Genomic DNA, 25,161 nt, shown 5'->3' with positions numbered 1-25,161 from the left:
ACGAGACCCGGCCGTGCGATTGAGTGCCAGCGAATTCCGATCTTCCACCAACAAGCGCGTCTCGCTGTTCGGCATGTCCGGGGTGGGCAAGAGCACACTCGCCAGCCGCCTGCCGCGCGACGCCTGGTTTCACTACTCGGCCGACTACCGCATCGGCACGCGGTACCTCGAGGAGGAGATTCTCGACAACATCAAGAGTCAGTGCATGCGCTTGCCGTTCGTGCGCGACCTGCTGCGCTCGGACTCGATCTACATCCGCAGTAACCTGACGATCGACAACCTTGCGCCGCTGTCGACCTTTCTCGGCAAACTCGGCGACCCGAACCGCGGCGGCCTGTCGCTGCCCGAGTTCCAGCGCCGCCAGGCGCTGCACCACGACGCCGAGACCCAGGCGCTGCTGGACGTGCCGAAGTTCATCGACAAGGCCGCGCGCATCTACGACCTGCCCCACTTTCTCGTCGATGCCGGTGGCAGTGTGTGCGAGCTGGATGCCCCGGAGGTGCTCGACTGCCTGACCGCGTCGAGCGTGGTGCTCTACATCAGGACGAGTGACCAGGACGAAGCCGAGCTGATCGAACGGGCACGGTTGTCGCCCAAGCCGCTCTACTACCGATCGGCGTTTTTGGAGACCCACTTGGCCGAGTACCTGCGCGATCGGCAACACGAGTACATCGCCGAGATCGACCCCGACGATTTCGTGCGTTGGGTGTTTCCGAAGCTCTTTGCCGCGCGGCTGCCACGCTACGAGCAGATCGCCGCCGAGCACGCCTACGCGGTGTCGACGAACGAAGTCCGGGCCGTGCGCGACGAGGCGGATTTCATCGAGCTGGTCTGCACCGCCATCGACCGCCACCCGACCGAGCCGCGCTGACGTGCCCGTCGTCGCCCACAACGCGCTCCCGACCTTTCAGCGTCTGCGCGACGAGGGTTGCGATATCCTCGACCCGGACAGCGCACGGCGCCAGGACATCCGCAGTCTGCATGTCGGCCTGCTCAACATGATGCCCGACGCGGCCATCGAGGCGACCGAGCGACAGTTCCTGCGCCTGATCGACCGCGCCAACCGCGTCGTGCAGATCACCATCCACCCGTTCACCGTCGCCGCACTGCCCCGTGGAGACCGGGCCAGGGCCCACATCGACGCACACTACGAGCCTTTCGACGCGGTGCGCGAACACGGCCTCGACGCGCTGATACTGACCGGCGCGAACGTGACCCAACCTGCGCTCGAACGCGAGGCCTTCTGGCCCGAACTCGCCGCGATCACCGACTGGGCGGCGGAGCACGTGACATCGACGTTGTGCTCGTGTCTCGCGAGCCACGCCGTCTGGCAACACCGCTTCGGCCTGCGCCGGCGCAACCTGCCGTACAAGTGTTGGGGGGTGTTCGAGCACCGTGCCATCGACGCGACGCACCCGCTGGCGCAGACCATCAACACCCGGTTCTCGGTGCCGCACTCGCGCTTCAACGATGTCAGTCGAGACGCGCTTGAGGGGGTCGGTATCCGCGTGCTCACCGAGAGTGCCGAGGCCGGCGTGCTGACGGCAGTCAGTCCGGACGGTTTCCGCTTCGTGTTCATGCAGGGTCACCCGGAGTACGACACCAACAGCCTGCTCAAGGAATACAAGCGCGAGCTCGCGCGCTACGCCAAAGGCGACATTGCCACACCACCGCCGTTCGTGCGCCACGTCTTCGACGACCGGTGCAAGGCGATCCTGACCGAATACGCCGACCGCGTGGCGCACGCACGGACCGCTGGCACGCCCACCCCACCCTTCCCCGAACACCTGATCGAGCCGGCACTCGACAACGTCTGGCGAGACACGGCCAAGGCCATGGTCAGTTCCTGGATCGGCAAGGTGTACCAACTCACCAACGTCGACCCGACCAAGCCGTTTCAGGACGGTGTCGACCCGAACGACCCCCTGGGCCTACGCTGAAGCGGGCGATCAGCGCGCGACGTCGTCGAACAGCGACGCCGCCCAGGCGAGGACACCGGGCCGCCGGGCGCAGTCGAGCACGAACTCCTGCCCGCGCGGCACCGCGTGCAACTCACAGTGGCTACCGCAATCGCGCCAACGCGCTGCCCGTGCGTGGCAACTGAGGCAATCGAGGCCCGCGTCCGTCTCGATCGGCAGGAAGGCGCGCGGCAGGCGCCACTGGCTGCGTGACCAGCCGTCCACCGTGAGTTGCCGCAGCGCCGCCGTGTGGCGCCAGTGTCCGCCGCCGGCGCACCCAATCGCCGTGCCGTCAAGCACCAGGCGCGGTGCGGCGACGAACAGCGCGTTGCCGCCGTTGAAACGGCGCGTGCAGTGAACGTGCGACGCCCAGGGCGCCCCGGGGGGCGCAGCGCGGAGGTCGATGACTTCGCCGACCTGTAACCACCCGAAAAGCAGATGCAGATCCGGCGCACCGGGCACGAAACGCCAGCGGCGCCGATGGCGTTCGGCAGCGCGAAACCAGCCGAAGAACAGAAACAGGTCACCGACACCGACGCCAAGGCGCTCGAGGTGGCCTAATGCCGCACCCGCCTGGCCAAACGCCGGTCGCCAGCCCGTCAGCCGCGGCTGCTGGTCGGCGTCGAGGTCCGGGTCCAGGTGGACGTGCGAGGTTGCGCGCAAGCCCGGGCTCAGCTGCGCGACGAGGGTGGCGACCCGAGGCTCGGATCCGCCGATATCGCGGTAGCGCTGCGCCGACTGTGGGTCCGGGATCGGCAGCGACTGCAGCCGCCCGCCGGGCAGAATCGGGCTCGGCACCCCGCCGGCCGCGCTGTCGAAGCCCTTGCGGCTCAGAACCAGCTTCACTCCGAGGGTGTGTCGGGCAGCAGCGGCAGCAGCGCGTCGAGCGTCCGGATTTCGGCTTCGGCGCGGCCACTGAGCCGCTCGACCGGCTGCCCGCCGCGGTTGATCCAGACCGGTTTGTAGCCAAAGTGCGCCGCGCCCGCCACGTCCCAGGCATTGGAGGACAGGAAACACACCTCGTGCGCGGCGACCCGCATGCGATCACACCCCGTCTGGTACACCACCGGTGCGGGTTTGAACACGCGCAACGGATCGACCGAGACGAGTTCGGCGAGCCACGGGCGAAGCCCGGAGCCGTCCACCGCGGCGTCGAGCCACGCGACGGTGCCGTTTGACAGGATCCCGAGGGGCCAACCGTTGGCGTGCAGCGTCGCGAGCGTCCCGGGCACCTCCGGGTAGGCCGACAAGGTGGTGTAGGCCTCAAGCAACCCCGCGCGCAAGGCCACGGCGTCGGGTTGCGGGTGCGCCGCGAGGGCGTAGTCCAACGCGTCCGCCGTGACCTGCTCGAAATCGGTGTAGTCCTGCATCAGGCTGCGGAGCCAGGTGTACTCGAGCTGTTTCTGTCGCCAGGTGGCCGAAAGCTGCTCGGCCTCGTCGTTCATGCCTGAGCGCAGGCGGGCGACGGCCGAATGCACGTCGAACAGCGTGCCGTAGGCGTCGAACAGGCAGACTCGCGTTGCGTGCAGGGCATCAGACATGGTCACTCTCCACCGGGGGCACCGAGTAGGTGCCAGTTGCATGGGCAAGACAGCGGACGGTGTCGCCAGCGGTGTAGAGGCTCACCTCCCCCACCACCAGGCGCTTGCCAACCTTGAGGGGGTGGGCCACGGCCAGCAGGTCCGCCGGCGCCGGCTTTCGCAGGAAGTTCATGTTCAGGCTGGTCGTCACCGCGAGCGGCTCGAGCCCGACCTGCGCCAGCACCAGGGCATACAGAGCGACGTCTGCGAGTCCCATCATGGTCGGCCCGCTGATCGTGCCGCCGGGGCGCAGCGACTGCGCCGAAAACGGCGCACGCACCACCACGCGGTCCCGCTCCAGGGTGTCGAGCTGCACCCCCATGTCCACTGCAAAGGGCAGTTGCTCGTGCATCAGTCGCTCGAACTGCGCACGGTCGATTCGGCTCAAATCCGGCTCTCCAGGCCCCATCTCGAGCCGCAATATGCCACAGACACCCGGTCCGGCCGTGCCTGTCACCGTTTCAGGAGACGGCCACGGTGATCCAGACCGACAGAAATTTGTGACAGCCCGCGCAAGACGTGCACCGTCGGCTGGCCTTTCACCTGACGGTCAGTAGTATCAAGTTACCCCGCAGGCTGTGGGTCTGGCTGTCGCCCCGGCGCAGCACGCCCCAACCAGCCACGGCACACCCGACACGGACACGCCGTGCCGCGGTGCGTTGGGCGGGGGGTGGCCACGGCGTGACACGCGCGGCCGGGGATGCGCTGCGGCGCGTTGACACCTGAACCAGACGGGAACTGCCCGATGAGCACGACTGAACTCGACCAACACTCTCACACGACGCCCTCGCCTGTCCTGGCCAGCGAGCTGCCGCGGCGCGTGTTCTTCCTGTCATCCGGGTCGGCCGACGCGCCCACCATCGAGTCGCTTCGCGCCGCCGATTGGGACGTCGAAGTCTGCGAGAGCGCCGACGAGGCCAGTACACGCCTCAGTGAGGGCGACTTTCGCGTCGCCGTGGCATCGATCGACGGGTTTTCGTCCGACAGCAACAACGCCTTGCACAAGCTGTTTGCCAACCACGCACTCTACTGGATCGCGATCGTGCCGCCGGTGCTCAAGAGCAACCCGCAATTCGTCGAGACCATCGGCCAGCATTTTCACGATTTCCACACCCACCCGGTCAACGTCGATGCCCTGGCCGGCACCATCGGCCACGCCTTCGGCATGGCGATGTTGCAGCCCACCACGGTGCCTCGGCAGCTCGTCGACCTCGGCGAGGTCAACCTGATTGGCGACTGTCCTGCGATGCACGCGGTGTTGCAGTCGCTGCAACGCGCCGCACGGGTCAACGCCCCGACGCTGATCATGGGCGAGAGCGGCACCGGAAAGTCGATCGCCGCGCGCGCCATCCACGCCCTGTCAGAGCAGTCCGCGAACGAGTACCTCGAGCTCGACTGCTCGCTGATCCCGACCGAGATGTTCGAGATCGAGTTGTTTGGTGAAGAACGCATCACATCTGACGGTGTGCGCCAGGTGTCACGCGTGGGCGTGCTCGAAGCCGCACACGAGAGCACACTGCACCTCGCCAACATCACCAGCCTCAACGCCGATGCCCAGACACGCATCCTGCGTTTTCTCGAGACCGGCAGTTTCTCGCGGGTCAACTCCAGTGCCCGTTTGGACTGCGCGCCACGCCTGGTGGTGTCCACTCAGGACGACATCGAAGCGATGGTCGAGTCCGGCCAGTTCCGCGAGGACCTGTACTACCGCATGCGCGTGCTGTGCGTGTCGCTGCCGCCGCTGCGCGACCGCAACGGCGACCTCGAGCTGCTGGCCGAGCACTTTTTTCGGATCTTCACCGGTGATCGCCGCGGTCGGGTGAAGGGCATTTCCCACGCCGCAATGGCGGCGATGCACCGCTACGCCTGGCCCGGCAACATCCGAGAGCTGCGCAACCGCATCCGACAGGCCATGATCCTGGCCAAGTCGAACCTGATCCAGCCCGCCGACCTCGAGTTCGAAGAGGAGAGCGACACCGGCATCATCAGCCTCGAGAAAGCCCGTATCAAAGCCGAGGGTGACTACATCCGCGTGGCGTTGCACCGTAACTACCACAACGTGACCGAGACCGCGCAGCAACTCGGCGTCTCACGGGTCACCTTGTACCGCTTAATGAAAAAATACCAGATCGACATCGGCACCGAACGCGGCCGCTAGCCACCACGCGCGTGGTCCACACGGCACCACGCGTCCGGGAATCAACACGCAGTCCGACGTCACGGCCCGACGGCTGTCCGAGCCTCCATGGCGTCGGATCGCCGACGCGAGTACGCGGTGCCAGCGCCCCTCGGGTGTCGGAAAGCCGAGGCCGGATTTAGGCGGCTATGCGACGTTTTTACCCGCATCCGACGCCTTGCCAACTCTATAATGCGCTTTTGGCACACGCTATGGGGATCGCACCATGGAACGCGAATCGATGGAGTTCGACGTCGTCATCGTCGGCGCCGGTCCGGCCGGACTCGCCACCGCCTGCAGGTTGATGCAGCTCGCGGAGGAGAACGGCGAGGAGCTGACGGTGGTGTTGCTGGAGAAGGGTTCCGAAGTCGGCGCCCACATCCTCTCCGGCGCCGTGCTCGAACCGACAGCGCTGCAAGAACTCTTCCCTGACTGGGAGGCGCGGGGTGCGCCGTTGAAGACCGCCGTTACCGAAGACGAGGTCTACTTCCTCACCGGTGCGGAGACATCCTTCAAGTCGCCCAATTGGATGGTCCCGGCGCCGATGCACAACCACGGCAACTACATTGTCAGCCTGGGCAACGTGTGCCGCTGGCTCGGTGAGCAGGCCGAGTCCCTCGGCGTCGAGATCTTCCCGGGCTTCGCCGCGGCCGAGGTGTTGTACAACGAGGACGGCAGCGTCAAGGGCGTGGCGACCGGCAACATGGGCGTCAACCGTGAGGGCGAACAAAAGGACAGCTTCGAGCCCGGCATGGAGTTGCACGCCAAGTACACGGTTTTTTGCGAGGGCTGCCGTGGACACCTCGGTAAGGAGCTGATCGCGAAGTACAACCTCAGCGAAGGTCGCACACCGCAGCACTACGGCATCGGCATCAAGGAGCTCTGGGAAGTGCCGGCCGACAAACACAAACCCGGCCTCGTCGTTCACGGTGCCGGATGGCCCCTGTCGGAGAACGGCGCCGCTGGCGGGTTCTTTCTCTACCACCTCGAGGACAATCTCATTTCGGTGGGATTGGTCACTGCGTTGTCTTACGAGAACCCCTACCTCAGTCCTTTCGACGAGTTTCAGCGGCTCAAACATCACCCGGTGCTCAAACAGCACCTTGAGGGCGGTACCCGCACCAGCTACGGCGCGAGGGCGCTGATCAAGGGCGGGTTCAATGCACTGCCACGCATGAGCATGCCCGGGGCGCTGCTGATCGGCTGCGATGCGGGCACCATGAACGACGCCAAGATCAAAGGCAGCCACACGGCGATGAAGTCGGGACTGGTCGCTGCCGAGACCCTGTTCGCGCGCCTCGCAAACGGCGACGCCGGAGGTGCGACAGTGTCGGAGTACGACGAGAACTTCAAGAACAGTTGGGCTGGGCAGGAACTGCGCAGCACGCGGAACTTCAGCGCCGCGATGCACAAGTTTGGCACTTGGCTCGGCGGCGCCTACAACTACATCGATCAGAACGTGTTCAAGGGCAAAATGCCATTCGAGCTCAAGGACACGGAACCGGACCACAGTGTGCTCAAGTCTGCCAGCACTGCGCTCAAGATCGACTACCCCAGGCCGGACGGCGTGATCAGCTTCGACAAGCTGTCCTCGGTTTTTCTTTCCAACACCAACCACGAAGAAGACCAGCCGGTTCACCTGCAATTGCGTGATCCCGACCTGCCCATCCGTGTAAACTTGGAAAAGTGGGCCGAGCCCGCTCAGCGGTACTGCCCGGCCGGGGTGTACGAAGTGGTCGAGGACGGCGGCGAGAAGCGCTTCCAGATCAACGCGCAGAATTGTGTGCACTGCAAGACCTGCGACATCAAGGACCCCAGCCAGAACATCACATGGGTGACCCCTGAAGGGGGCGGCGGCCCCAACTACTCCTCCATGTAGGAACAGCCGTCGTGCGCGGCGCTACGCGCCCGCTGCCAGTCAACGCCGCCGCACACGGCCACACCGGGGCCAACTCGATCGAGTTGGCCCGTCTTTTTTTTAGCCGAAGCCATGAAACTGTCGAACCTCTGTCTCTACCGCCTGATCGAACCGATCGGCCTCAGCCCGGAAGCCCTGGCGGAGGCACTCGCCGACCACACCTGGCAACCCTGTGGCCAGTTCGACGCCGAGACGCTCGGCTGGCACCTGCCCGCAGCCGGCATCCACGATGAGCTGGTACACGCTGCCGAGGGGCGTGTGCTGCTGAACGCCCGGCGCGAAACCAAGCTGCTGCCGGCGAGCGTGTTGCGCGACCACATGCGCTACGCGATCAGCGACTTCGAGGACCAACACGGCCGCAAGATGGGCAAAAACGAACGCGAGACACTCCGCGAACGAGTGACCCTCGAGCTGCTGCCGCGCGCCTTCACCCGCCACGCTGACATCTCCGTGCTGATCGACGATCGGCGCGGCTGGCTGCTGGTCGACAGCGCCAGTGTCGTGCGCGCCGAGGCCGTCACGGGGCTGTTGCGCGACGCCCTCGGCAGCCTGCGGATCCGTCCGCCCGAGCCCACATCGGACCCCGTTGAGCACATGACCCGCTGGCTCGCGCGTCCGGGCGGCCTGCCCCGCCACTTCGCACTCGGTGACGAGTGCGAGCTGACCGACCCCGACGCCGGGGCGGTCGCGCGCCTGCGCCGGCACACCTTGACGGGATCCGAGGTCGATTCGCACCTCAACGCCGGCAAACGCGTCACCCGTCTCGGGCTGGACTGGCGTGAACAGGCGAGCTTCGTGCTGGGCGATGACCTCATCGTGCGCAAACTGAAGTTTGCGGACACACTCAACGAGGACGAGCGTGACGACGACGAGGCCGCCCGATTCGACGCCGACTTTGCGCTGTTCTCGCACACTGCGCTGGCGGTCTGCGATGACGTTCTGGCGGCGCTCGGAGGCGAGGCGACGCCGTCGTCAACCTCGGCCAACGCGCGCAGCGGCGCGGCACAACGGACTGCCACCGAGGAGCCGGCCTGAGGCAATGCAGGCCCTCGCCACCACACAACCCATGAGCTGCCCTGAGCAGCAGGCCGCACCGGGCCCGTCCGCGTGAACCCTTTTATCCGGCTCTTCCCGGCACTGCGCTGGTGGCCGCTCGTCAACCGCAACACCGTACGCGCCGACCTGCTGGCGGGGCTGACCAACGCCGTCATCGTGCTGCCACAGGGCGTCGCCTTCGCGTTGATCGCCGGGTTGCCGCCCGAATACGGGTTGTACACCGCGATGGTCACGCCGGTGATCGCCGCGCTGTTCGGGTCGTCCTGGCACCTGATCAGTGGACCGACCACCGCCATCTCGATCGTGGTGTTTGCCACCGTATCGCCCTATTTCGACCCCGGCACACCGGATTACATCAGCGCCGTTCTGACCCTCACACTGATGGCGGGCACCTACCAGCTTGTCTTCGGGCTGGCGCGCCTCGGGAGCATGGTCAATTTTGTCTCCCACACCGTGGTGGTCGGCTTCACCACCGGCGCCGCGGTGCTGATCTTCACCAGTCAGATCAAGACCGTTTTCGGACTCGAACTGCCGCGCGAGAACTTCGTCGGCACCTGGGCGCAGGTGGTCGAGCACGCGGGTGCCATCAACCCCTGGGTGTTGGGCATCGCGGCCACCACGGCCGTGACCGCCATCGCGGTCAAACGGATAAACCCCAGCCTGCCTCACCTCCTGATCGGCATGGTCACCGGCGCGCTCGCCACAGCGCTGACCGACGCGACCGCGCACGGCGTGACCCTGCTCGGGCCCCTGACATCACACCTGCCCTTGCCCAGCGTGCCGCCACTGTCCTTCGACATGCTGCGCACGCTCGGGTCCTCGGCACTGGCCGTGGCGATCCTCGGCCTGATCGAAGCGGTGTCCATTTCCCGATCGATCGCCGTCAAGAGCTACCAGCGCATCGAGGGCAATCAGGAGTTCATCGGCCAAGGTATGTCGAACGTCGTCGGCAGTTTTTTCTCGGCCTACGCGGGCTCGGGCTCGTTTACGCGCTCGGGGGTCAACTACGCCGCGGGCGCACGCACGCCCTTGTCGGCGATTTTCGCCGCGATCTGGTTGGGGTTGATGCTCCTGTTCGTCGCCGACTGGACCCGCTACCTGCCCCTCCCAGCCATGGGCGGCATCATCCTGATCGTCGCCTGGGGTCTGATCGACCTGCCTGAAATACGCAAGGTGTTTCGCGCCGGCATCCACGAGTGGTCCGTGTTGGTGGCGACCTTCCTCGCGACCTTGTTCCTCGAGCTCGAGTTCGCCGTCTACGGCGGTGTGTTGCTGTCGCTGCTGCTCTACCTCAACCGCACCTCACACCCGGAGGTCGAGAGCCTCGCACCGAATCAGGACGCGCCCAAACGCCGCATCGAGAACGCCGACCAACACAAGCTGCCGCAGTGCCCACAACTGAAGATTGCCGGCGTCGGCGGGTCACTGTTCTTCGGCGCGGTCAACCACGTCGAGGGCGAGCTCGACGTGCTGCGCAAGCGCGACCCGCAACAACGGCACCTGATGGTCGTGTGTGACGGCATCAACTTCGTCGACCTGGCCGGCGCCGAGCTGCTCGCCCGCGAGGCGGAAAAACGGCAGAAGATGGACGGCTCGATGGTCCTCGTGGGCCTGCACACGCCAGTGGTGCGTAGCCTCGAGCGCTTCAACGTGGTCGAGGAGATCGGTGAGCACAACCTCATGGATTCCAAGACCTACGCGCTGCGGGACATCAGCAAGCGCTTCGATCTCGCCATCTGCCGACGGTGTTCCCTGAAGATTTTCCGCGAATGCAATGGGCTGTCGGCCCCGCTGCCGGAGGCGCAACCGGGCGGGCTGCGCACGCACGCCGAGGACGAAGGCAGGCGCTGACGTGCGCCTCGCCGGTGCGGGCCGGCCCGCCGCCCCGCGCGCCGCGGCTCAGCGGTGCTTGAACTCGGCAGGCCGCTTCGAGACGAACGCGTCCATCCCTTCGCTCTGGTCTTCGGTGGCAAAGCAGGCGTGAAACACCCGCCGCTCCAGCCGCACCCCCTCGCTGAGCCCCATTTCGTGCGAGGCGTTCACGCAGTCCTTCGCCATCATCGTGATCGGCGCCGAGTAGCTCGCGATCGTGGCGGCGGCCTCGAGCGCCACATCGAGCAACGCGTCCACCGGCACCACGCGTGCGACCAGACCACTGCGTTCGGCCTCCTCGGCTTTCATGTTGCGGCCGGTGAGCACCATGTCCATGGCCTTGGCCTTGCCCACCGCGCGGGTCAGCCGCTGGGTGCCGCCCGCGCCCGGGATCACGCCGAGTTTGATCTCCGGCTGCCCGAACACCGCGTTGTCGGCGGCAAAGATCATGTCGCACATCATCGCAACCTCGCAGCCACCGCCGAGTGCGTAGCCGGCCACCGCCGCAATGACCGGTTTGCGGCAGGAGGCGAGCCGCTCCCAGCCCGCCGTGATCAGGTTGCGTTGGTAGGCATCCATGTAGTCGAGGTCCTTGACCTCGGTGATGTCGAGACCGGCCGCGAAGGCGCGCTCACTGCCGGTGATCACCATCGCCCTGACGTTCTCGTCCGCCTCGAAGGCGTCGAGCGCGGCGGTGAGCTCGGTCATCAACTGTGACGACAGGGCGTTGAGCGCCTTGGGCCGGTTGAAGGTGATCAGCCCGACGTTTCCGCGGGTTTCGGCAATCAGGGTCTCGTACGCCATCACAGCGCTCCAGTGGACATCAGGGGGGCCTGCAAGTGTGCCACGGACACGCGGGCCAGCGCACGGACCGCGGCGCGGTCTGCGGTACACTGGCGAACCGCCTCACTGTGATTGACCGATGCACTACGAAACCCTCGTGCTCGCCAAGGCCAAGGGCGTGGCGCGCCTGGTGTTGAACCGACCGGCACAGCTCAACGCGTTCAACGAACGCATGCACAACGAACTGGCCGATGCGCTGATCGACATCCAGTCCGACGACACGGTGCGCTGCCTGTTGATCACCGGCAGCGGTCGGGGCTTCTGCGCCGGGCAGGACCTCGGCGCGGTCGACATCGATTCGCCCGAACCGATCGACCTTGGCGCGGCGTTGGAGAAACACTACAACCCGTTGGTGAACCGCATCACCGGCATGAACATCCCGGTCGTCGCAGCTGTCAACGGCGTCGCCGCCGGCGCCGGCGCCAACTTCGCGCTGTGCTGCGACATCGTCATCGCCGCCCGCTCAGCGAGTTTCATCCAGGCGTTCAGCAAGGTCGGCCTGGTGCCCGACTGCTCGGGCACCTGGTTCCTGCCGCGCCTGCTCGGCCCTGCCCGTGCGCTCGGGCTCGCGCTGACAGGCGACAAACTCGACGCCGAGACTGCGGCCGACTGGGGGTTGATCTACCAGGTCGTCGACGACGACGCGTTGGTCGCCACCACCGAGCAACTCGCAGAACGCCTGGCTGCCGGGCCGACCGCGGCGCTTGCGCTGACCAAACGGCTGATGGCCTGCAGTTGGAACAACAGCCTGCCGGAGCAGCTCGACCTCGAGCGCGACAGCCAGCGGGCGCTGAGTCACAACAGCGATTTCCGCGAGGGCGTGCGGGCCTTCAACGAGAAGCGCCCGGCGCGATTCACCGGCAACTGATCTCACCACCCGGTCGGCGCCAGCCGGCCGACCGCGCGCGAGGTAACGCCATGTGCGGCAGGCTCAATCTCTCGGACCTCGACGGGATCCGACACCTCATGGCCCAGATCGGCATGCCGCTGTTCCAGGGCGACGACCTGCCGCGCTACAACGTGGCCCCCTCGACGAGCGTGCCGGTGTTGCTCGGCGACGACACCGCCGAACCTCGGTGGGCACGCGCCCGCTGGGGGTTCCGCGTGCGCACCCAGGCCGCGTCCCGCGACGTCTTCAACGCCCGCTCGGAGAGCATCGACACCAAACCGCTGTTCTGCGACCACGTTGGCGTCCACCGTGCGGTGATGCCGGCATCGGGTTTCTACGAGTGGGCTCGCCGCGGCGCCGAGCGGCAGGCCTACCATTTCAGCCACAGCGCCGATTCAGCCCTGCTGATGGCCAGCCTCTGGCGCCGGGACCCTGACGGCCGCATTGAAACGGCCACGCTGACCACGGCGGCAAACAGCGACATGCGCGGTATCCACGACCGCATGCCGCTGTTGCTCCGGCCGAGCGAGGCCGATCGCTGGCTGCACGGTGATTGGCGCGGTCTGCTGAGCGTGCCCGCATCCGGTGTCCTGACCGCGTGCGCAGTGGCCTCCCACGTCAACAACGCGAAGCACGACGCAGCCAACTGTCTGGCCCCGGCGGAAACCGAGCCGTTCACGCCCGACCTCTTCGGCAGCTAGCCGTATCAGCGCCGTGACAGGTCAGAGGCCTGTGCCGTGCCACGCCGGCTGTGGTCCGCCATCGCACTTGAGTGCGGTTGCGTGGCTGGGGTAGCGTCGGGGTCACCGCTGATCGCCGCTGACCCGATGCTCTACCGATTCTGCCTTGCGCTGCTCGCCGTTCTCGCGCTGGCTGCCCTGACCCGCTACACGCACGCCCGCCACGCGCCGGTTATTCAGGCCGGGGTGCTCGCAGGCGCGCAATCGGCCTTGTCGGCGCGACCGGGGCACGCGTTGGCCGTGGTCGCCGAAGGCCGTGACCTGCTGCTCGAGGGCACGGTGCCGGCCACCGGCGCTCTGCAAACCATCCAACGCGCGTTGATGGCCATTCCGGGCGTGCGCACGGTGAGCACGGTCGGTGTCCGCCAGGGTGGCGACCGCGCCACTTTCGACGACGGCGCACGCTTTTCCAGCCGCATTTTCGCCACCCGCGACGGCATGCAACTCGCCGGCGACGCGCCCAGCCGAGCCGCGCGTGCCCGCGCGCAGGCGCTGCTCGGAGGCGAGTTCGACCTGAGCGTCAACCCCGCCGGCGACGACGCCTGGATGGACCTCGTCCTGATCGTCAACCGCTACCGACGTCAATTCGACCGCATCGAGGTGGACTACGCCGGGACCACCGCGACCGTGGTCGGCGACACCGACAACGCGGACGCGATCCGCGACCTGCGCGTCGACCTTGCCAACGTGTCAACTGCACGCATGCGCGTCGTCGAAACCCTCACGCTCCGGGGCGGTGGCGGCTGAATGGACGCGCGGCCGCAGAGAAAACCCCGTCATCTGAACGCCTTGGGGCCGCTGACCCGCTTTATCGCGTCGACGCGATCGGATAACCTGATGGCGCGGTTCGCAATACAACAGTGGCGCGATCCCGCGCCAAACCCTCTGGGACAACTGAGACAACGCTACCTGCACCGAAGCGCCGCGACCGCGTCTCCGACGCGCTGCCGCCGTGCGCCGGGCGTGCCTGCCGCCGTCGTCATGACGGCTCTGCGGCACCACCAGGTCGTGCGTGTCACGCTCGGGAGCTGCTGACATGGGTATGTGGTTTTGGGTCATCATCGCGGCCATCGTCCTGGTCGCGCTGAAACTTCTGATGGGGAAATCCGACGACACCACCACAGTGTCGACCGGTGGCGCCGAGACCGCCGCCAACGACGCCGCCGAGGCGATCACGACGACCGTTGACAATAAGATCGACGCCGCCGAGCGCGCCGCAACCGACGCGGTTGAGAACGTCGGCGACTCGGCATCGGCCGTGGCCTCGCAGGCCGAGGGCGCGGTTGACGCGGCCACCGATGCCGCATCGCAGGCCGCGAGCACGCTCGCTGACACCGCAACAGAGGCTGTCGAGCTCGCGGGCGAGACCGTGTCCAGTGCCGCCGCAACCGCAACCGACGCCGCCGACTCGGCCATCGAAGCCGCCGCGGGCGCCTCGCCCGCCGCTGCAGCAGGCGAACCGGTCAGTTGTGCCGCACAACAGATTTCCGGCAGCAAGAAGGGCGCTGTGTCACTCGCGTAGGCGCAGCCGCCACGCACCGACACGCCGCGCTCGACGCCGCCACGCACGCAACACATGCATTTCACCGTGACAACGCAGAGGACCTTCACCATGTCTCACGGCCCACGAAAACAACGCGGGGTGCTTCAGGCCCTGACACCCGCAGCGCTGGCCGCGGCCGCGGTCCTGCTCATGGCGATCACGGTGCGTTTCTGCACCAGCCCGGACGTCGACAAGGTCGCCGACCTCAACGCCGAGCTCGAGAGCGTCAACACCCGCGCGCAGACCCTGGAATCCGACCTCGCTGACGCGCTGTCCGCCCAAAGCGAATCGGCGAGCGCGCTCTCTGAATCGCAGGCCGAGTTGGCTGCACCCGCCGAAACCCTGGCCGAGGTGAGCGCCGATCGCGACCGGCTCGAACAGGAACGCACCGCCCTGATCGACGACACCATCGCGCCGCTCGAAGCCAACGTCGTGACGCTGCAAACTGACCTGAGCTCGTCGCAGGAGGCTGCAGCTCAACTGCAATCAGACCTCGAAACTGCCGTCGCCGAGCGCACCTCGCTGGTGGCCGAGCACGAGGCCTCGCTCGCTGAGATGACAGCCGCGTCGGAGGCCCTCACGGCCGAGATCGGCACGCTCAAGACGGAGCTCGATGCGCAAACGGCCAACGCCGCGGCGTCGCTCGAGGCGATCGACGGCCTGAGAGCCGAACAAGCCCAAGCGCAGGCCCAGCTCGACACGCTGATGAGCGAGCGCGATCAACTGAACGCTACCCTGGCGGACACCCAGTCGGCCCTCGCCGCAGCCCAGTCCGAGCTCGACGCGACCGTCGCCGAACTCGGCGCGGCGCGCGAGAGCGCCGCGAGCCTTCAGACTTCGCTCGACGCCCGCGCCGACGAGTTCGGTTTGTTGAACAACCAGCTCGACTTCGCCCGGGGCGAGAAACAGGACCTCGAAGTTCGTCTCGACGACCTGTCGACCGCGTTCGCCAACCTCGAAAACCAGTCCGCCGAGCAGGCCACCGACCACCAGTCCCAGATCGAACTGCTGACGCGGCAGCTTGAGCAGGGCCAGGCCGATGCCGCCGCCGCTACCGACGCGCTGACCGCCGAGCTCGGTGTGGCGATGCAGGAAACCATTCCGGCGCTCGAGGGGCAGGTGCAGAGCCTGACCGAAGAACGCGATGGTTTGGTGCGCGCGCGCGAGGCCCTTCAAGCCGACATCAGCCGCCTGCAACAGGACGTCAACGCGATCACCGCAGAGCGCGATGAGCTCAATGCCACCGCGTCGCAGCTGATGAGCGATCTGGACGCCGCCGGCACCGCGCAGAGCGAGCTCAGCGCCAATCTGGAGACCCTGCAGGCGTCAGCCGACACCCAATTGCAGGCCCTGCAGGGCGCCTTCGACACCACGGCGTCCGAACTCGACAGCGCCCAGGCACAGCTCAGTGCGGCCACCGCCGCCAAGGACGACGCCGTGGCCGCCCTCGACGCCTTGCAGGTGACGTTCGACGAGGCACAGAGCAGCGCCAGCGCATCGGCCGACGCCGCCGAGTCGCAGATCAGCGAGCTCACCTCGACCGTCGCCGGGCTCGAGGCGGAAATCACCGAACTCACCGCGAGCCGCGACGCACTCACATCCGAGCTCGAAGCCACTGCCGCCGCCCGTGACACCGCGGTCGAGCAGGTCTCCACCCTGACCGCTGAGGCCGAAACCCTCCAGGCCGACCTCGCCAGCCTGACCACAGCGAAGGCGACACTCGAAACCGACGCCAGCGACGCGGCCAGCGTGCTCGAAGCGCAAATCACCGAACTCACCGGCGAGCGCGACGCGCTGGCCAGCGAGCTCGACACCACGGCGGCCGCCCGGGACGAGGCCAACGCGCGGGTCGCAACCTTGACCGCCGAGGCCGAATCCCTGCAGGCCGAGCTCGCCGAAGTCGCGGCAAGCAAGGCCAGCATCGAAACGGACGCCAGCAACACCGCAGCCGAACTCGAAGCCCGAATAGCCGAGCTGACGACCGAGCGCGATACCCTCAGCGCCGAGCTCGCGTCGACTGCGGCAGCCCGCGATGCGGCAACCGAACAGGTGGCCGCGCTGACCGAACAGGCCCAGGCGCTCGAAGCCGAGCTCGCGGCCCTGACGGAGAGCAAGGCGTCGCTCGAGGCTGACGCGGCTGACACGGCGAGCACCCTCGAGACGCAAATTGCGACGCTGACCGGCGAGCGCGACAGCCTCGCGGGCGAACTGGCAACGACCGTTGCAGCGCGCGACGCGGCGGCCGAGCACATCGACGCCATGACCGCCCGGGCCGAGTCGTTGGAACTCGAGCTGGCCTCGTTGATGTCGGCCAAGGACGCGATCGAGGCAGACGCCACTGGCATGACCACGGCGCTCGAGGGTCAGATCGCCGAGCTCGAAACCCAGGCCACGGCCCTGCAGGCCGAGGTCGCGTCGCTGACCGAGGCGAAGCGCACGCTGGAGACCGACCTCACGGCGGCCAACACCGCACTGGGTGAGCGTGACGCAGCCAACGCCGCGTTGACCAGCGAAGTCGAAACCCTGCGCCCGACCGTCGGCGAACGCGACGACGCGCTCGCTCAGGTGACGTCGCTCAGCGACGAGGTCTCGAACCTCACAACGCAAGTGGCGTCGACCACCGCCGCGCTCGACGAGCTCACCGTTGAACGCGATGCCTTGCAGGGCGAATTGGGCACAGCGCAGGCAACGCTCGAGAGCGTCAGCGCCGAACTCGATCAGACGCGGGGGCAGTTGGCCGACTCGCAAACGGCCTTGACCGATGCGACGGCCAGCGCCGCCCAGAGCGCCGAGCAGAGTGGCGCCGAGATTCAGTCACTGCAGTCGAGCGTCAGTGACCTCGAGGCCACACGCGCGAGCCTCGAGGCAAGCGTGGCCGATCTGACGGCGCAAAACGCCTCGCTGTCGGAACAGGCCGCCGCGCTGCAGGCCTCACTCGACGACACCACCGCCACGCTCAACGCGCGGCTGTCGGACCTCGAGGCCGTGCAAAGCCAACTCGCGTCGACGGAGTCGAGTGTCGCGTCGCTCACCGCAGAGCGGGCTGACCTCAACGACACGGTGTCAGCGCGCGACGCGACCATCGCCGAACGCGTGGCCGAAGTGAGCGCCCTGCAGGGCTCGGTGCAGTCGCTCGAGGAGGCGATCGCTGCAGCCAAGGCCGAGGACGCCGCGCTGCGGGCAGAGCTGGCCAGCCTGCAAGCGGGCAACGACTCGCTCGCGGCCCAGTTGATGCAACCGCGGCTTGACGCCGTCTCGCTCGCACAGACGCTGCGCGACGCTCTCGGCGACAACCCGGCGATTGCAGTCAAGACCGACAGTGACGGCAGTGTCGTGATCCAGCTGGCGAACGGCTCGCTGTTTCGCTCGGGCAGCGCGCGGCTGAGCCGCGAAGGCCGCGACATCATGCAGCAGGTGGGTGACGTGCTCGCTGCGGGCGACAACCTGATCAGCGTGGAGGGTCACACCGACAACGTGCCGATCAACGCCGCCCTGCAGGATTTCTACCCGACCAACTGGGAGCTGTCGCTCGCGCGGGCCAACGCCGCCACGCGGTCGCTGCAACAGCGGAATGGCATCGATCCGACGCGACTGCGCGCGACCGGTTTCGGCGAGCACCGACCGCTGGTGCCGAACAGCTCGCGTGAAAACCGGGCCCGCAACCGGCGCGTCGACATCCGCGTGCTGCCCTGACGGCTGCGCTGCGGCGCCACGCGCGGCGCCGCACCGCAACGGGGTCAGGAGCGCCGGCTGCCGCCGAGTGCGCGCGTGGTCTTGGCGGTCGCCTGGGCGGTCAACGGGTCGGCGGGCCACGGGTGCTTGGGGTAGCGTCCGCGCATCTCGCGGCGCACCTCCGGGTAGGCATTCGACCAGAAGCTCGCGATGTCACGGGTCACCGCCAGCGGCCGACCGGCGGGTGAGAGCAAATGCAGGCTCACCGCCTCGCGACCGGCGGCCACGCGTGGGGATTCCGTCAGCCCGAACACCTCCTGCAACTTGATCGCGAGAACCGCACCCGACTCGCTGTACTGCAGTGCCGCCGCCCTGCCTGACGGCACTGACACCGACACGGGCGCCACCGCATCGAGACGCTGCCGCTCCGCCCAGTTCAGGGTGTCGAGCAGCGCGTGCGCGACGGGCACACGCGACAAACCCTGAAACGACCGCACGCCGTGCACGCGCGGCGCAAGCCAGGTGTCCAGTGACGCCATCAGCGTGGCGGTATCCAGCGCCGGCAGGCCGGCGTCATCACCCAACACACGGCGGGCAAACGCCACGCGTGCCTGCAGCTGCTCGGCTGCGTCGTTCCACGACAGCACCCCGAGGCCCCGCACCCGCACCGCTTCCATGAGGCCGGCACACCAGTCGGCGTCGGAGAGCACACCCAGCGCCCGTTCGCGCACCACCAGGGCGCCGAGCTGCACGCGCTCGCGCGCGACCACGCGGGCCGCGTCATCGTCCCAGCCGCAGTGGCGATCGGTGTGGCAGAGGTGCCCGCAGTGCGCCAGCGCCGCGTCCAGATCGATCGCCACTGCCCGCCGGACCACTCGATCGCGGCTGCGCGCTGTTGCTTCACCGCCCACCTCAAAGACGACGATGGCGTCCTCGCCAACCAGCGGGTCGTCGTCCAGCAGACTCACGCCGAGCCCGCAGCCAAGGCGGTAGCGCTGCGGCGCGTTGTCGCGGCGGACACCGACGCGGTCGGCAAAGGCGCGCACCAGAATCGCGTCCTCCGGCAGCGGTGTTTCGGTTGACGTGGAACCGAGCCGCTCGCGCACACGGCGGCGCAAACGACGCACCGAAGCACGGTCACGTGCCCGTGCGAAGTCCGCTGCGTGGCGCTCGCCGCGCGGCGGTTCTGCCAGCTGCGCCGCCAGGTCGCTTGCGAACGCAAGGCACCCGTGGTGTGACCCCACCGCGGCCAGCACACCGAGCCGGGTCGGCAGCCCGAGCTCGGCAACCTGCCGGCCAAGTGCGGTGACCTGCCCGGTGTCTCCCAGCACGCCGCAGCGCTGCAGCGTGGCCTCCGCCAGCGCGAGGTGAGCCGCGGGCGGCGCGTCCTGCCAGGGCAACGCGGCGGCATCGGTGACGCCCCACACACGCAACTGCAACACCAGATCACACAAGTCGGCGTCGAGCACCTCCGCACGCCAGTGCGGCGGGCGCCGTCGGTGTGCCGCCTCGCCCCACAGCCGGTAGCACGTCCCCGGTGCGACCCGCCCGGCCCGACCGGCGCGTTGATCGGCGCTCGCCTGCGAGGCCGCCACGGTACTCAGCCGGCTGAAGCCGCTGGCCGCGTCGAAGACCGCCCGGCGCTCGAGGCCAAGATCGACCACCACCCGCACGCCGGGCAAGGTCACCGAGGTCTCGGCGATCGCCGACGACAGGATCACGCGGCGCCGCGACGCCGGCGCCAGTGCCGCCCGCTGCGCGTCCGAGTCGAGGGTACCGTGCAGCCAGACCCGTTCGGTGTCCCCGTCGAGCCGCGGCGCCAGCTGCCTGTCGACCGCCCGGATCTCCCGCAGCCCCGGCAGGAACACCAACACGTCACCGCTGTGCGCTGCGAGCGCGTCGCACACCGCGCGGGCCGCCGCAGCCGGGCGCTCCGCCGGCGCCGGTTGCGCCAGCCACACGACATCGACCGCGTGCTGACGGCCGGCGCAGCGCAACACGGGTGCAGCGGGCAGCACCGTCTCCACCGCGCGCGCGTTGACCGTCGCCGACATCAACAGCACCCGCAGGTCTTCGCGCAGGCCGCGCTGGACATCGAGGCAGAGGGCGAGCGCGAGGTCGGCCTGCAAGCCACGCTCGTGGGCCTCGTCGAAGACAACCAGGCCCACACCCTGCAGGGTCGGGTCGCCCTGCAGGCGCCGGGTCAACACCCCCTCGGTGACCACTTCGATACGCGTGTGCGGCCCGAGGACGCGCTGGTCGCGGGTCACCAGGCCGACCCGTTCGCCGAGGCGCTCACCGAGGTTGTGTGCAAGGCGCTCGGCCACGGCGCGGGCCGCCACGCGACGCGGCTCGAGCATCACCAGACGACGCCCTGACAGGCACGGAAGGTCGAGCAACGCGAGCGGGATCAGCGTGCTCTTGCCGGCACCGGGCTCGGCTTCAAGCACGGCATTGCCCGCCCTCAACGCGTGGCGGAGCGGTTCGATGATCGCCTGCACCGCAGGCTTGACGGCGTCGTCGGTCACGTGGGCACGGGGTTCATGGGGGCCGGGACAGCCGCCCCGAGACTGCCCTACAGTATAGGGCGCGGCCCGCCACCACGGCGCACGCCGAGGACCACCAGCCAAGCGAGTTCCCCATGACCACAGAGCCGACACCCGAGCCGCTGCGGCGCAGCCTCTTGTTCGTGCCGGCCAACAAGCCGCGCGCCCTGACCAAGGCGCAGTCGCTGCCGACCGACGGCGTGGTGGTGGACCTCGAAGACGCGGTCGCCGACGGCGACAAGGCCGGTGTCCGCGCCGAGCTGGCCGCGATGCTCGCCGACGCCGACTTCGGCCACCGCGAGCTCTGGGTACGCATCAACGCGCTCGACACACGCGCCGGCCAGGACGACCTGCGCGCCGTTGCCCGTCTGTCATTGACCGGCGTGGTGCTGCCCAAGGTCGACGACCCGGAGTCGGTGCACCGCACCGGGGTGCTGCTCGGCGACGCCAAACGGCTGATGTTGATGATCGAGACGCCGCGCGGCGTGCTGGCGGCCGCCGAGGCACTCGCCGCGCACGCCCAGGTGGCGGCGGCGATGTTGGGCACCCAGGACCTCGGCGCCGCGCTGCGCCTGCCGGCCTGGCCGGTCGACCGGCAGCCCTTTCTGCACGCGATGCAAAACACCCTGCTGGCGGCGCGGGCGGCCGGCGTCGATGCGATCGACAGCGTCAACCCGCACTTCCGCGACCTCACGCCGCTGACCGCCGAGTGCGCCCAGGCTCGGAGCTGGGGTTACGACGGCAAGGCCGCCATCCACCCGGCGCAGCTCGGGCCGATCAACGCGGCCTTCTCGGTCTCTGCGGCACAGCAGACCGAGGCGCTGAGTGTGATCGAGCACTTCGAAGCGGCGCTGGCACGCGGCGAGAGCGTGGCGAACCGCGACGGCCAGATGGTCGAGGCGCTGCACGCGGAGGCCGCGCGGCGCACGGTGCTGCGGGCCGAACGCGAAGCGGCGCGTGACGGCGCCGGCTGACGCCGCATTCAGCCCCCGCCGTCGGACTCGACAGGCCGAAACACGTACAGCCGGCCACGGGACTTCTGTGTGCCTGCGAGCCGCTCGGCGCGTTCACCGCGGCCAAAGAACACGTCGGCGCGCGGCCCGCCGGCAATGGCGCCGCCGGTGTCCTGCGCCACCATCAGCCGGCGGTAGGGCTGGCCGTCGTCAAGCGTGGTATCCAGCCACACCAGGGACCCGAGCGGGATCACACGCGGGTCGACCGCGATGCTGCGCTCGGCGGTGAGCGGCACCCCGAGCGTGCCCAACGGGCCGTCGTCACCGCGATCGCCGCGGCGCTCGAAGAACACGTAGCTCGGATTCTCGTTCAACAGCGCCTGCGCCGCGTCAGGGTTGTCCGCGAGCCACGCGCGAATGCTGAACAACGAGACGTCCTCGAGCGCAACCTCGTCGAGGTCGACGAGTACCCGTCCGATGGACCGGTAGGGATGACCATTCTGATCGCTGTAACCGACCGACTCGACCCGGCCGTCCGCCAGGGCCACCAGGCCCGAGCCCTGCACGTGCAGGAAAAACGCGTCGACGGGGTCGTCGACCCAGAGCAGCTCGTCGCCCGCGAGGGGCTGTTCAGGGCCGTCGATGTCGGCGCGCGTCCAATAGGGCACCACGCGTTGTTCGACCAGGCGGCCGCGCACCCGCCGCCCCTCGAGTTCGGGGTAGCGCTCGGCGAGGTCGAGGGTGACCAGGTCACGTGGGCGACGGTACAGCGGCCACCGGTAGCGCGCGTTCGGCGCGACACTGCCGTGCAACAGTGGCTCGTAGTAGCCCGTGATCAGGCCGTCCTCGGCACCGGCGTCACCGAGCACCGCATGCGGTCGGTAGTGCTGCATGAGGTGGTCGCGCAAGGCGATCGGCAATCCGGTTTGCGCGACTGCACACAGCGAACCCGTGCCCGCGGTCGACGGTGCCGCACACTGCGCGAGCACGGCGTCGAGCACGCCGTCGAACGCGTCGGCCTGCCAGCCCGCGAGCGCCGTGTAGGGCACCGCAGCGGCAATGTGCGGTTCCGGTGTACGCGGGGCGTCGACAACGGCGCAACCGGTCAGCGCCAGCACACTCCACACCACCGTCCGTTTCGCTGTGCGCCACATGTGTGTATCGATCCCCATCAGGGTGTGTCTATGCCAATGAAGCCGTCTGACTGCCGCCGCCAGAACCGCGCGTAGAGCCCGTTCACCTCGAGCAACTCGGCGTGCGTGCCCTGTTCCGCGATCTGCCCGTCGTCGAGCACCACGATCCGGTCCATCCGCGCGATGGTGCTCAGGCGGTGTGCCACGGCGATCACGGTCTTGCCCTCCATGCTTGAAGCCAGCGCCTGCTGGATCGCCGCTTCGACCTCCGAATCGAGCTGCGAGGTGGCCTCGTCGAGGATCAGCACCGGGGCGTCCTTGAGAATGGCACGTGCCAGCGCGATACGCTGCCGTTGACCGCCGGAGAGTTTCACACCGCGCTCGCCGAGGTACGCGTCATAGCCGCGTCGCCCCTTGCCGTCCTCGAGGTCGAGAATGAAGTCGTGGGCCTCCGCCTGCGCAGCCGCCGCGTGGACCTCGTCGTCGGTCGCCGCGAGCCGGCCGTAGCGGATGTTGTCGCGCGCCGAGCGGTTGAACATCGCGCTCTGTTGAGTCACCAGGGCGATCGAACCGCGCAACGCGTCCTGCGCGACCTCGCGCACATCCAGGCCGTCGAGCGACACCTGACCGGCTTCGACGTCGCGCAAGCGCAGCAACAACTGGATGACGGTCGATTTGCCTGCCCCGGAACGCCCCACCAACGCGACTTTTTCGCCGGCTGCCACGCGCAGGTTGAAGCCATTCAAACCAACGCCGTCGTCGCGACCGTAGTGGAAATGCACGTCGCGAAACGCGATATCGCCCCGCACCCGCTCAAGCGCGGCCGGTGTGGCAGGGTCGGTCAGTGACCACGGCTTGACCAGCGTGCCGACACCGTCCTCGATCGTGCCGATGTGGTTGTAGAGGCCCATCAGCATGAACGAGAACCACCCGCTCATCGCACCGATGCGCGCTGCCAGCATCGCCGCAATCACCACCGCACCCACGTCGGTCTCGCCGAGACTCCAGAGCCAGAGCGCGAGCCCGACGAGCAGCACCGGGATCAACCCGGCCAGCAACGCGAGGGCCGTACGCAAACCCAGCACCGCGCGGCCGAAATCGAGTGCGACCTGGCGGTTTTCGTCGAGCGCCTCGCGCGCGTAGCGCACCTCGCGGCCATCGTGGGCAAAGAGCTTCACCGTCGACATGTTGCTGAAGCTGTCAACAAACTGCCCGCTGACCTTGGCCGAGACTTCGGCGCGCACCTTCGCGCGCGCGCGGATCCGCGGCAGAAACACACTCAGCGCGGCGATGTAGAACGCGATCCACAAGACAAGCCCGGCAGCCAGACGCCAGTCGGCGTCCGCAAGCACAGACACGGCGCCGATGATCAAGGCGAGCGCAAAGGTCACGGCGTTGAGCACCTCGAGCATCAATTCGGTGATGCTGGTCGCAACCTGCCGCTCCTTTTGCGCCAAGCGACCAGCGAAATCGTCGTCGAAGAACGACAGTGCCTGGCCGAGCGTGTAGCGGTGGATGCGCCAGTAGCTCAACGTGGTGAGCCCTGGCCCAAGGCTGAGCGTGTTCAGCCCGGCCTGCATGACCATCAGCACCGGGCGGACCACCAGCGCAAAGCCGAGCATCCACCACAGTGGCACGGCCGCGTCGGCAAAGAAGGCCTCGGGGCCACCCTGCACCGCGAGGTTGCTCAGATAGCCGATGCACCAGGCGGCGACGACATCGCTGAGGCCGACGAGCGCACTGACGACCAATTGCAAGCCCACCGCCCGCTCGGCGCCGGCGAGCGACCAGCGGATGTAGGCAAACAACGCCGTGGGCGGTGCCTGAGGCGAGTCTGCCAGTGGGTCGAACAGCGACTCGGCCCAGTGCATCCAGCGGCGAATCGGGCGCGGTATTCGGGCGGTGTGGGGCATGCGACAATGGTAACCCGAGTGTGCCTCAGCAGCAGCAGCCAGCCGCCGATACCCTCAGCACAGTGAACCGCTTTTCAGGAGGAACCCGACCGTGAACACGCGACGACGCGCCAAGGCGATGGTGATGTCACCCCGCTTTCGGCCCAAACAGCAACAGGCCAAAAAAGGCAAAGGCAGTTACCGCCGCCAGCAGAAACCCCGGTTCGACCCAAACGACCGGGGTTTTTGCGTTGTGGGGTTGGCTGCCGAGTCATCGTCGCACACCGTCAACCCGTTCTGCGGCACACGTCGCCCACTCGAGCCACACGCCAGCCCACTACACTAAGCGGCAATCTCACCGCCGACACCCCACCATGCACGCCCTCAAGA

General features: G+C 68.0%; 19 protein-coding genes and 1 pseudogene. 13 read left to right on the top strand and 7 right to left on the bottom strand.

Annotated elements, in window-relative coordinates; genetic code table 11:
* Nucleotides 1-13: 13 nt before the first annotated feature.
* Nucleotides 14-871 (top strand): ATPase, encoded by an 858-nt coding sequence (locus AAGA11_08950; GenBank protein ID MEM9602978.1) that lies wholly within the window; start codon nucleotides 14-16, stop codon nucleotides 869-871.
* A gap of 1 nt (nucleotide 872) precedes the next feature.
* Complete coding sequence (locus AAGA11_08945; GenBank protein ID MEM9602977.1) at nucleotides 873-1,940, top strand: homoserine O-succinyltransferase; 1,068 nt, start codon at nucleotides 873-875, stop codon at nucleotides 1,938-1,940.
* A gap of 9 nt (nucleotides 1,941-1,949) precedes the next feature.
* Here the strand turns inward: AAGA11_08945 and AAGA11_08940 are convergent, their stop codons facing one another.
* From AAGA11_08940 to AAGA11_08930, 3 genes are read right to left on the bottom strand one after another with little or no spacing between them, the layout of a single operon-like run.
* Nucleotides 1,950-2,804, bottom strand: a complete 855-nt coding sequence (locus AAGA11_08940; protein MEM9602976.1) for a hypothetical protein — start codon at nucleotides 2,802-2,804, stop codon at nucleotides 1,950-1,952.
* Nucleotides 2,801-3,499 (bottom strand): haloacid dehalogenase type II, encoded by a 699-nt coding sequence (locus tag AAGA11_08935; GenBank protein ID MEM9602975.1) that lies wholly within the window; start codon nucleotides 3,497-3,499, stop codon nucleotides 2,801-2,803. The genes AAGA11_08940 and AAGA11_08935 overlap by 4 nt, the downstream gene beginning before the upstream one ends.
* Entirely contained in the window at nucleotides 3,492-3,926 is a 435-nt protein-coding gene (locus tag AAGA11_08930; GenBank protein MEM9602974.1) for a PaaI family thioesterase, read from the bottom strand. Before AAGA11_08930 ends, AAGA11_08935 begins: the two co-directional genes overlap by 8 nt.
* Nucleotides 3,927-4,283: 357 nt before the next feature.
* Here AAGA11_08930 and AAGA11_08925 point away from each other — a divergent pair, with 357 nt between their 5' ends.
* The 4 genes from AAGA11_08925 to AAGA11_08910 all read left to right on the top strand — a co-directional run bounded on the left by AAGA11_08925 (nucleotide 4,284) and on the right by AAGA11_08910 (nucleotide 10,539).
* Nucleotides 4,284-5,696, top strand: coding sequence for a sigma-54 dependent transcriptional regulator (locus AAGA11_08925; GenBank protein MEM9602973.1), 1,413 nt, complete (start codon nucleotides 4,284-4,286; stop codon nucleotides 5,694-5,696).
* 244 nt (nucleotides 5,697-5,940) lie between these two features.
* A complete protein-coding gene (locus AAGA11_08920) occupies nucleotides 5,941-7,593 on the top strand; it encodes an electron transfer flavoprotein-ubiquinone oxidoreductase (protein ID MEM9602972.1) in 1,653 nt (550 codons plus the stop codon).
* A 111-nt stretch (nucleotides 7,594-7,704) separates the two neighbouring features.
* Nucleotides 7,705-8,667, top strand: a complete 963-nt coding sequence (locus AAGA11_08915) for a recombination-associated protein RdgC (protein ID MEM9602971.1) — start codon at nucleotides 7,705-7,707, stop codon at nucleotides 8,665-8,667.
* Nucleotides 8,668-8,739: 72 nt separating this feature from the next.
* Nucleotides 8,740-10,539 carry a SulP family inorganic anion transporter gene (locus tag AAGA11_08910; GenBank protein MEM9602970.1) on the top strand — a complete coding sequence of 600 codons (1,800 nt, stop codon included), beginning with the start codon at nucleotides 8,740-8,742 and terminating at the stop codon, nucleotides 10,537-10,539.
* Nucleotides 10,540-10,587: 48 nt separating this feature from the next.
* Here AAGA11_08910 and AAGA11_08905 read toward each other — a convergent pair whose 3' ends face one another.
* Nucleotides 10,588-11,364, bottom strand: coding sequence for an enoyl-CoA hydratase (locus AAGA11_08905; GenBank protein MEM9602969.1), 777 nt, complete (start codon nucleotides 11,362-11,364; stop codon nucleotides 10,588-10,590).
* Nucleotides 11,365-11,482: 118 nt separating this feature from the next.
* Here AAGA11_08905 and paaG point away from each other — a divergent pair, with 118 nt between their 5' ends.
* The 5 genes from paaG (at nucleotide 11,483) to AAGA11_08880 (ending at nucleotide 18,268) form a co-directional block, all read left to right on the top strand.
* A complete protein-coding gene (gene paaG / locus AAGA11_08900) occupies nucleotides 11,483-12,271 on the top strand; it encodes a 2-(1,2-epoxy-1,2-dihydrophenyl)acetyl-CoA isomerase PaaG (GenBank protein MEM9602968.1) in 789 nt (262 codons plus the stop codon).
* Between the two features lie 50 nt (nucleotides 12,272-12,321).
* Nucleotides 12,322-12,993, top strand: coding sequence for an SOS response-associated peptidase (locus AAGA11_08895; GenBank protein MEM9602967.1), 672 nt, complete (start codon nucleotides 12,322-12,324; stop codon nucleotides 12,991-12,993).
* Between the two features lie 81 nt (nucleotides 12,994-13,074).
* A complete protein-coding gene (locus AAGA11_08890; protein MEM9602966.1) occupies nucleotides 13,075-13,779 on the top strand; it encodes a hypothetical protein in 705 nt (234 codons plus the stop codon).
* Nucleotides 13,780-14,068: 289 nt separating this feature from the next.
* Nucleotides 14,069-14,554: a hypothetical protein gene (locus AAGA11_08885; GenBank protein ID MEM9602965.1), complete on the top strand. Its 486-nt coding sequence runs from the start codon at nucleotides 14,069-14,071 to the stop codon at nucleotides 14,552-14,554.
* A 90-nt stretch (nucleotides 14,555-14,644) separates the two neighbouring features.
* On the top strand, nucleotides 14,645-18,268 hold the full coding sequence (locus AAGA11_08880; GenBank protein MEM9602964.1) for an OmpA family protein: 3,624 nt from the start codon (nucleotides 14,645-14,647) through the stop codon (nucleotides 18,266-18,268).
* Nucleotides 18,269-18,312: 44 nt separating this feature from the next.
* Here AAGA11_08880 and hrpB read toward each other — a convergent pair whose 3' ends face one another.
* Nucleotides 18,313-20,775, bottom strand: coding sequence for an ATP-dependent helicase HrpB (gene hrpB, locus AAGA11_08875; protein ID MEM9602963.1), 2,463 nt, complete (start codon nucleotides 20,773-20,775; stop codon nucleotides 18,313-18,315).
* Between the two features lie 113 nt (nucleotides 20,776-20,888).
* Between hrpB and AAGA11_08870 the strand changes: the two genes are divergently transcribed.
* On the top strand, nucleotides 20,889-21,767 hold the full coding sequence (locus AAGA11_08870; GenBank protein ID MEM9602962.1) for a CoA ester lyase: 879 nt from the start codon (nucleotides 20,889-20,891) through the stop codon (nucleotides 21,765-21,767).
* Nucleotides 21,768-21,775: 8 nt separating this feature from the next.
* Here the strand turns inward: AAGA11_08870 and AAGA11_08865 are convergent, their stop codons facing one another.
* Both AAGA11_08865 and AAGA11_08860 read right to left on the bottom strand, forming a co-directional pair.
* A complete protein-coding gene (locus tag AAGA11_08865; GenBank protein MEM9602961.1) occupies nucleotides 21,776-22,900 on the bottom strand; it encodes an MltA domain-containing protein in 1,125 nt (374 codons plus the stop codon).
* A 17-nt stretch (nucleotides 22,901-22,917) separates the two neighbouring features.
* Nucleotides 22,918-24,792, bottom strand: coding sequence for an ABC transporter ATP-binding protein (locus AAGA11_08860; GenBank protein MEM9602960.1), 1,875 nt, complete (start codon nucleotides 24,790-24,792; stop codon nucleotides 22,918-22,920).
* 118 nt (nucleotides 24,793-24,910) lie between these two features.
* Between AAGA11_08860 and arfA the strand changes: the two are divergent.
* Nucleotides 24,911-24,982 (top strand): annotated as a pseudogene (arfA, locus tag AAGA11_08855) (alternative ribosome rescue factor ArfA).
* The last annotated feature ends 179 nt before the right edge of the window (nucleotides 24,983-25,161 follow it).

It is taken from the genome of Pseudomonadota bacterium (assembly GCA_039196715.1).
Classification (GTDB): domain Bacteria; phylum Pseudomonadota; class Gammaproteobacteria; order CALCKW01; family CALCKW01; genus CALCKW01.
This window is presented reverse-complemented; position numbering and strand designations above follow the sequence as displayed.

Coding starts and splice junctions, on each gene's coding strand:
- AAGA11_08935 (MEM9602975.1), bottom strand. CDS start 3,499: ATGTCTGATGCCCTGCACGCAACGCGAGTCTGCCTGTTCGACGCCTAC.
- AAGA11_08925 (MEM9602973.1), top strand. CDS start 4,284: ATGAGCACGACTGAACTCGACCAACACTCTCACACGACGCCCTCGCCT.
- AAGA11_08920 (MEM9602972.1), top strand. CDS start 5,941: ATGGAACGCGAATCGATGGAGTTCGACGTCGTCATCGTCGGCGCCGGT.
- AAGA11_08915 (MEM9602971.1), top strand. CDS start 7,705: ATGAAACTGTCGAACCTCTGTCTCTACCGCCTGATCGAACCGATCGGC.
- AAGA11_08905 (MEM9602969.1), bottom strand. CDS start 11,364: ATGGCGTACGAGACCCTGATTGCCGAAACCCGCGGAAACGTCGGGCTG.
- paaG (MEM9602968.1), top strand. CDS start 11,483: ATGCACTACGAAACCCTCGTGCTCGCCAAGGCCAAGGGCGTGGCGCGC.
- AAGA11_08895 (MEM9602967.1), top strand. CDS start 12,322: ATGTGCGGCAGGCTCAATCTCTCGGACCTCGACGGGATCCGACACCTC.
- AAGA11_08885 (MEM9602965.1), top strand. CDS start 14,069: ATGGGTATGTGGTTTTGGGTCATCATCGCGGCCATCGTCCTGGTCGCG.
- AAGA11_08880 (MEM9602964.1), top strand. CDS start 14,645: ATGTCTCACGGCCCACGAAAACAACGCGGGGTGCTTCAGGCCCTGACA.
- AAGA11_08870 (MEM9602962.1), top strand. CDS start 20,889: ATGACCACAGAGCCGACACCCGAGCCGCTGCGGCGCAGCCTCTTGTTC.
- AAGA11_08865 (MEM9602961.1), bottom strand. CDS start 22,900: ATGTGGCGCACAGCGAAACGGACGGTGGTGTGGAGTGTGCTGGCGCTG.
- AAGA11_08860 (MEM9602960.1), bottom strand. CDS start 24,792: ATGCCCCACACCGCCCGAATACCGCGCCCGATTCGCCGCTGGATGCAC.